This window comes from Streptomyces sp. GC420 (genome assembly GCF_009916105.1).
GTDB lineage: Bacteria > Actinomycetota > Actinomycetes > Streptomycetales > Streptomycetaceae > Streptomyces.
The window spans coordinates 1-5047 of sequence record NZ_JAAAXQ010000483.1; the positions used below are offsets into that span (position 1 = coordinate 1).

Annotated in this window: 4 protein-coding genes; all 4 read right to left on the bottom strand. The window is 71.4% G+C overall.

The window, feature by feature from the left end:
- Positions 1-75: 75 nt before the first annotated feature.
- Positions 76-1368, bottom strand: a complete 1293-nt coding sequence (locus GUY61_RS34485) for a hypothetical protein (protein ID WP_166634262.1) — start codon at positions 1366-1368, stop codon at positions 76-78.
- A 53-nt stretch (positions 1369-1421) separates the two neighbouring features.
- A complete protein-coding gene (locus GUY61_RS34490) occupies positions 1422-2105 on the bottom strand; it encodes a SigE family RNA polymerase sigma factor (protein ID WP_166634263.1) in 684 nt (227 codons plus the stop codon).
- Between the two features lie 331 nt (positions 2106-2436).
- Positions 2437-3498, bottom strand: a complete 1062-nt coding sequence (locus GUY61_RS34495) for an aspartate-semialdehyde dehydrogenase (RefSeq protein WP_166634264.1) — start codon at positions 3496-3498, stop codon at positions 2437-2439.
- On the bottom strand, positions 3495-4766 hold the full coding sequence (locus tag GUY61_RS34500) for an aspartate kinase (RefSeq protein WP_166634265.1): 1272 nt from the start codon (positions 4764-4766) through the stop codon (positions 3495-3497). The genes GUY61_RS34495 and GUY61_RS34500 overlap by 4 nt, the downstream gene beginning before the upstream one ends.
- Positions 4767-5047 lie beyond the last annotated feature (281 nt).

Consider the following 5047-nt stretch of genomic DNA (forward strand, 5'->3'; position numbering starts at 1 on the left):
CCCTCCCCCCTCGCCTTCCTCCCCCTCCGAGGTCCCGGACCTCACGGGCGCTCGGGGCGCCGCGCGGGAGCGGCGTCAGGACGCGGCCAGCACGCCCGTGTAGTAGACGGTCCCCGCGCAGGCGTCCGAGATCGTCGTCCCCGTGGATGCTCCGCCCACCGCGGTGTACGAGATCTGGACGCTGCCGTCCGCGGTGCCCGGGTCCTCGTCGGCCAGCTGCGTCTGCATGCCCTGGGAGCCGGTGGTCTCGCCGGTGCCCGTGGTGCCGCCCGTCGGCGTCGGGTCGGGGGAGGCTCCCGTGCTCGGACAGCTCGCCGAGGGGACCCAGGCGAACTTCACGTCGTACGCCTCGTTCGGCTGGAGCAACAGGGCGGGCTGCTCGGCCGAGGGGTCGGGCAGGCCGGCCGCCGCGTCGCCGGAGGTGTGCCGGACCGCGGTGACACGGGACGGGTCCGCGGCTCCGGCCGCGAGGGTGCTCACCGTTCCGGGGCCGGCCACCGTGCAGGGGGCCGCGGAGACGTTGACGACGCGGAAGGTGCCGTAGACCTTGCCCTCTGCGTCGGGGGTGCCCGCGCTCATCGTGGAGGCACCGCCGAGCTGGGCGGCCCCGCAGGCGGCGACCGCCTCGTCGGGCGTGCCGGACGTGGAGTCCGCGCCGCCGCCGGAGCCCTGGACCGTGCCCCTGTCCGGGTCCGCCCCGCCCTTGTCGTTCTGGCCGCCGCTCTGGTCGGTGGGGGCCTTGCCGGTGGGCCGGACCTTGTCCGCGGGGCCTTCACCGGCGCTCTTGCCGTTGTCCCCGGCGCCGTCGGACGCCTGACCGTGACCGGCGATCGCGGTGGTGTCCGTCCCGCCGCCCGAACCGGCCACATGGACGAGGGCCGGTACGGCGGTGCAGGCCAGCACGGCTGCCGCGGCCGCGCCGACGAGGGCCTGCCGCTTGCGGGCGCGCCGCGCGGGCACCGCACGGCGCAGGTGGTCGAGGGCCTGGGGCGAGGGCCGGAGCTCGCCGACCGCGCCGTGGAGCAGGCTGCGCAGGGCGAGCTCGGCGTCGTCGAACGCGTCCAGTCGCCGGTCGCCCGGCGGCGGGACCGGCCCGGTCGCCGCACCGAAAGGGCGGGGGGCCGCGTCGGGGTCGGCCGACCCGCCGGCCCCGGAGCCGTCGGAGGCGTCGGAGGCGTCGGAGGCGTCGGAGGCGTCGGGGACGACTCGTTCGTGGGAAGAGCCGGTCTCGGAGGCGGAGGATGCCTCCGAGACGGAGGGCGCCCCGGCGGGGCCGGAGGGCCCGGTGGGGGCCGCCGACTCCTGGGCCTCGTCTCTCGGCTCGTTCGCGTCCGGGCGCGCCGGACGGTGCTCTGGGCCGTCGTTCACAGTTCCGCTTTCGCTCGGTCCGGGCCGCTGCGGTTCATCAAGCCGCTCGCCGCTCATCTGGGGGCCTCCATGGCGACGCGAAGCGCCGCGATCCCCCGTGAACCGTATGCCTTGACCGAACCCAGGGATATGCCGAGCGTCTCGGCCACCTGGGCCTCGGTCATGTCTGCGAAGTACCGCAGCACCAGGACCTCGCGCTGTCTGCGCTGCAGTCCCTTCATCGCCTTGATCAGCGCGTCGCGCTCGAGCTGGTCGTACGCCCCCTCCTCCGCGCTCGCCATGTCCGGCATCGGCTTCGACAGGAGCTTCAGGCCGAGGATGCGCCGGCGCAGCGCGGAGCGGGAGAGGTTCACGACCGTCTGGCGCAGATAGGCGAGTGTCTTCTCCGGGTCGCGCACCCGTTTCCTGGCGGAGTGGACCCGGATGAAGGCCTCCTGGACGACGTCCTCGCAGGAGGCGGTGTCGTCGAGGAGGAGCGCGGCGAGACCGAGCAGCGAGCGGTAGTGCGCGCGGTAGGTCTCGGTGAGGTGATCGACTGTCGTGCCGGCCACCGTCGTCTCGGCTGCCATCACCCCGTCAGCGCCCTCGCGCTGTGCGGGAATACGGGCGCGCCGCGTCGCGGGCACGGGGGCGATCACCGGCATCCCGCCGGGCGTGCGGGGACGCCGGGCGGGCGGCCGGGGGCGCAGCGCCGCCGGTCTCGGCCGGACCACAGTGATGTCGAGTACCTCTGCCACATCTGTTGGACACACATCCCCCCGTCAGGGTTGTACGTGAGAGGAGCCCTCATTTCTGACGGTGCGTCGATTGCGCCCATTGCTACGTTCGCAGAGTTCGCAGCGACTGCCCTCATGCGTACCAACCCATCCCCAAATGCCCCGCTGTCCAGCGCCGCACACGGCTCTCGCGCCGCCACCGTCCTACCGCCCCACGACGCAAAGACGCCCCTCATCCGCCGCTGGTTGCAGAATGCAGGGATCGAAATCCTCGAACAGATGTTGGCGTGATTCAAGTGGTCCAGGCCACTGATTTGATCACAGGCCGTACTCAGACCCTACAAATCCAGGGCTAGTTGGGGACCGAAATTTCGACAGCGAGGGTCTCGGCGATCTGCACCGCGTTCAAAGCGGCACCTTTGCGCAGATTGTCTCCGCAAACGAACAGTTCCAGCGCCCGTGGGTCGTCGAGCCCGCGCCGAACCCGGCCCACCCACGTGGGGTCGGTCCCCACCACATCGGCGGGAGTCGGGAAGTCCCCGGCCTCCGGGTCGTCGAACAGCACCACGCCGGGGGCTGTCGACAGGATCTCGTGCGCCCGTCCGACCGTCACCTCGCGCTCGAACCGGGCGTGGACGGCCAGCGAGTGCGTGGTGACGACCGGCACCCGCACACAGGTCGCGGTGACGGGCAGCTCCGGCAGCCCAAGGATCTTCCGGGACTCCTCCCGTACCCGCATCTCCTGCGAGGACCAGCCGTCCGCCCGTACGGAACCGGCCCACGGAACGACGTTGAGCGCGACCGGCGCCCCGAACGGGCCGGTGTCGTCGCCCACCGCGCGCCGCACGTCGCCCGGCGCCGTCCCCAGCTCCGTCCCCGCCACGGCGGCCAGCTGGCGGCGGAGCGTGTCCACGCCCGCCTTCCCGGCGCCGCTCACCGCCTGGTACGAGGAGACGATCAGCTCGGTCAGCCCGAACTCCGCGTGCAGCGCGCCCACCGCCACGATCATCGACAGCGTGGTGCAGTCGGGGTTGGAGACGATGCCGCGTGGCCGGTTCCGCGCGGCGTGCGCGTTGACCTCGGGGACGACGAGCGGCACGTCGGGGTCCGCGCCGAAGGCGCCCGAGTTGTCCACCACGACCGTGCCCCCGGCCGCCACGACCGGCGCCCAGCGCTCCGCCACCTCGTCGGGCACGTCGAACACCGCGACGTCGATGCCTTCGAAGGCCTCCTCACCCAGTGCGAGGACCTCGGTCTCCTCCCCGCGCACGGCGAGCGTGCGCCCGGCGCTTCGCGGGGAGGCGACGAGTCTGATCTCGCCCCAGACGTCCGCCCGCTGCGAAAGGATCTGGAGCATGACCGCGCCGACGGCCCCGGTCGCTCCCACGACCGCGAGCGCCGGCTTGTCGGTCATCGGCCGGTGCCTCCGTAGACGACGGCCTCGTCACTGTCGCTGTCCAGCCCGAAGGCGGTGTGCACGGCCTGCACGGCCGGGTTCACGTCGTCCTGGCGCGTCACCACCGAGATGCGGATCTCGGAGGTCGAGATCAGCTCGATGTTGACGCCGGCGTCCGAGAGTGCCTCGAAGAAGGAGGCCGTGACGCCCGGGTTGGTCTTCATGCCCGCGCCGACCAGGGAGATCTTGCCGATCTGGTCGTCGTAGCGCAGCGAGTCGAAGCCGATGGCGTCCTTGTGCTTCTCCAGCGCCTCGATGGCCTTGCGGCCGTCGGTCTTCGGCAGCGTGAAGGAGATGTCCGTGAGGCTGGTGGCCGCCGCGGAGACGTTCTGCACCACCATGTCGATGTTGATCTCGGCGTCCGCGATCGCACGGAAGATCGCCGCGGCCTCGCCCGGCTTGTCCGGCACACCGACGACCGTGATCTTGGCTTCGGAGACGTCGTGGGCGACTCCGGAGATGATGGCGTGCTCCACCTTCTGGCCCTCTCGCGGTTCGTTGCTGACCCAGGTGCCCGGCAGCCCCGAGAAGGAGGAGCGGACGTGGATCGGGATGTTGTAACGGCGTGCGTACTCGACGCAGCGGTGCAGCAGCACCTTGGAGCCGGACGCGGCCAGCTCCAGCATGTCCTCGGAGGAGATCCACTCGATCTTCCGGGCCTTCTTCACCACACGGGGGTCGGCGGTGAACACACCGTCCACATCCGTGTAGATCTCGCAGACCTCGGCGTTCAGCGCCGCGGCCAGCGCCACGGCGGTCGTGTCCGAACCGCCCCGGCCGAGCGTCGTGATGTCCTTCGTGTCCTGCGACACGCCCTGGAAACCGGCGACGATGGCGATGTTGCCTTCGTCGAGCGCCGTCCGGATGCGGCCCGGCGTGACGTCGATGATCCGCGCTTTGTTGTGGACCGAGTCGGTGATGACACCTGCCTGGCTGCCGGTGAACGACTGGGCCTCGTGACCCAGGTTTTTGATCGCCATGGCCAGCAGTGCCATGGAGATACGCTCTCCGGCGGTCAGCAGCATGTCGAACTCACGCCCCGCAGGAATCGGAGAAACCTGCTCGGCGAGATCGATCAGCTCGTCCGTCGTGTCGCCCATCGCCGACACCACGACGACCACCTGGTGGCCGTTCCGCTTGGCATCGACGATCCTCTTGGCGACGCGCTTGATGCCCTCGGCATCGGCTACGGAGGAGCCTCCGTACTTCTGCACGACAAGGCCCACGTGCGCTCCTCGCTCGGTTCGTACGACCGGCCGATTCTCGGGCCGGTCTGTCGGGCTCAGTTTATCGAGCGGCCGGAAATCGCCCGGCTCGATTCGTATGGTGAGACGGGCCGCTCGGCATGTGATCACACGGCGGCTCGACGGGGTACCTGCCCTGCGGATCGCCGGGCCAGTCCGAATGTGTCCCCGCTCACACCGCCAACGGGCCCTGCGCGCAAGGGGACCGCCCGTCGGCGGCCGCGGCGCCCGCCGCCCCTCGCACCCGGGCCCCGCCAGGGGAC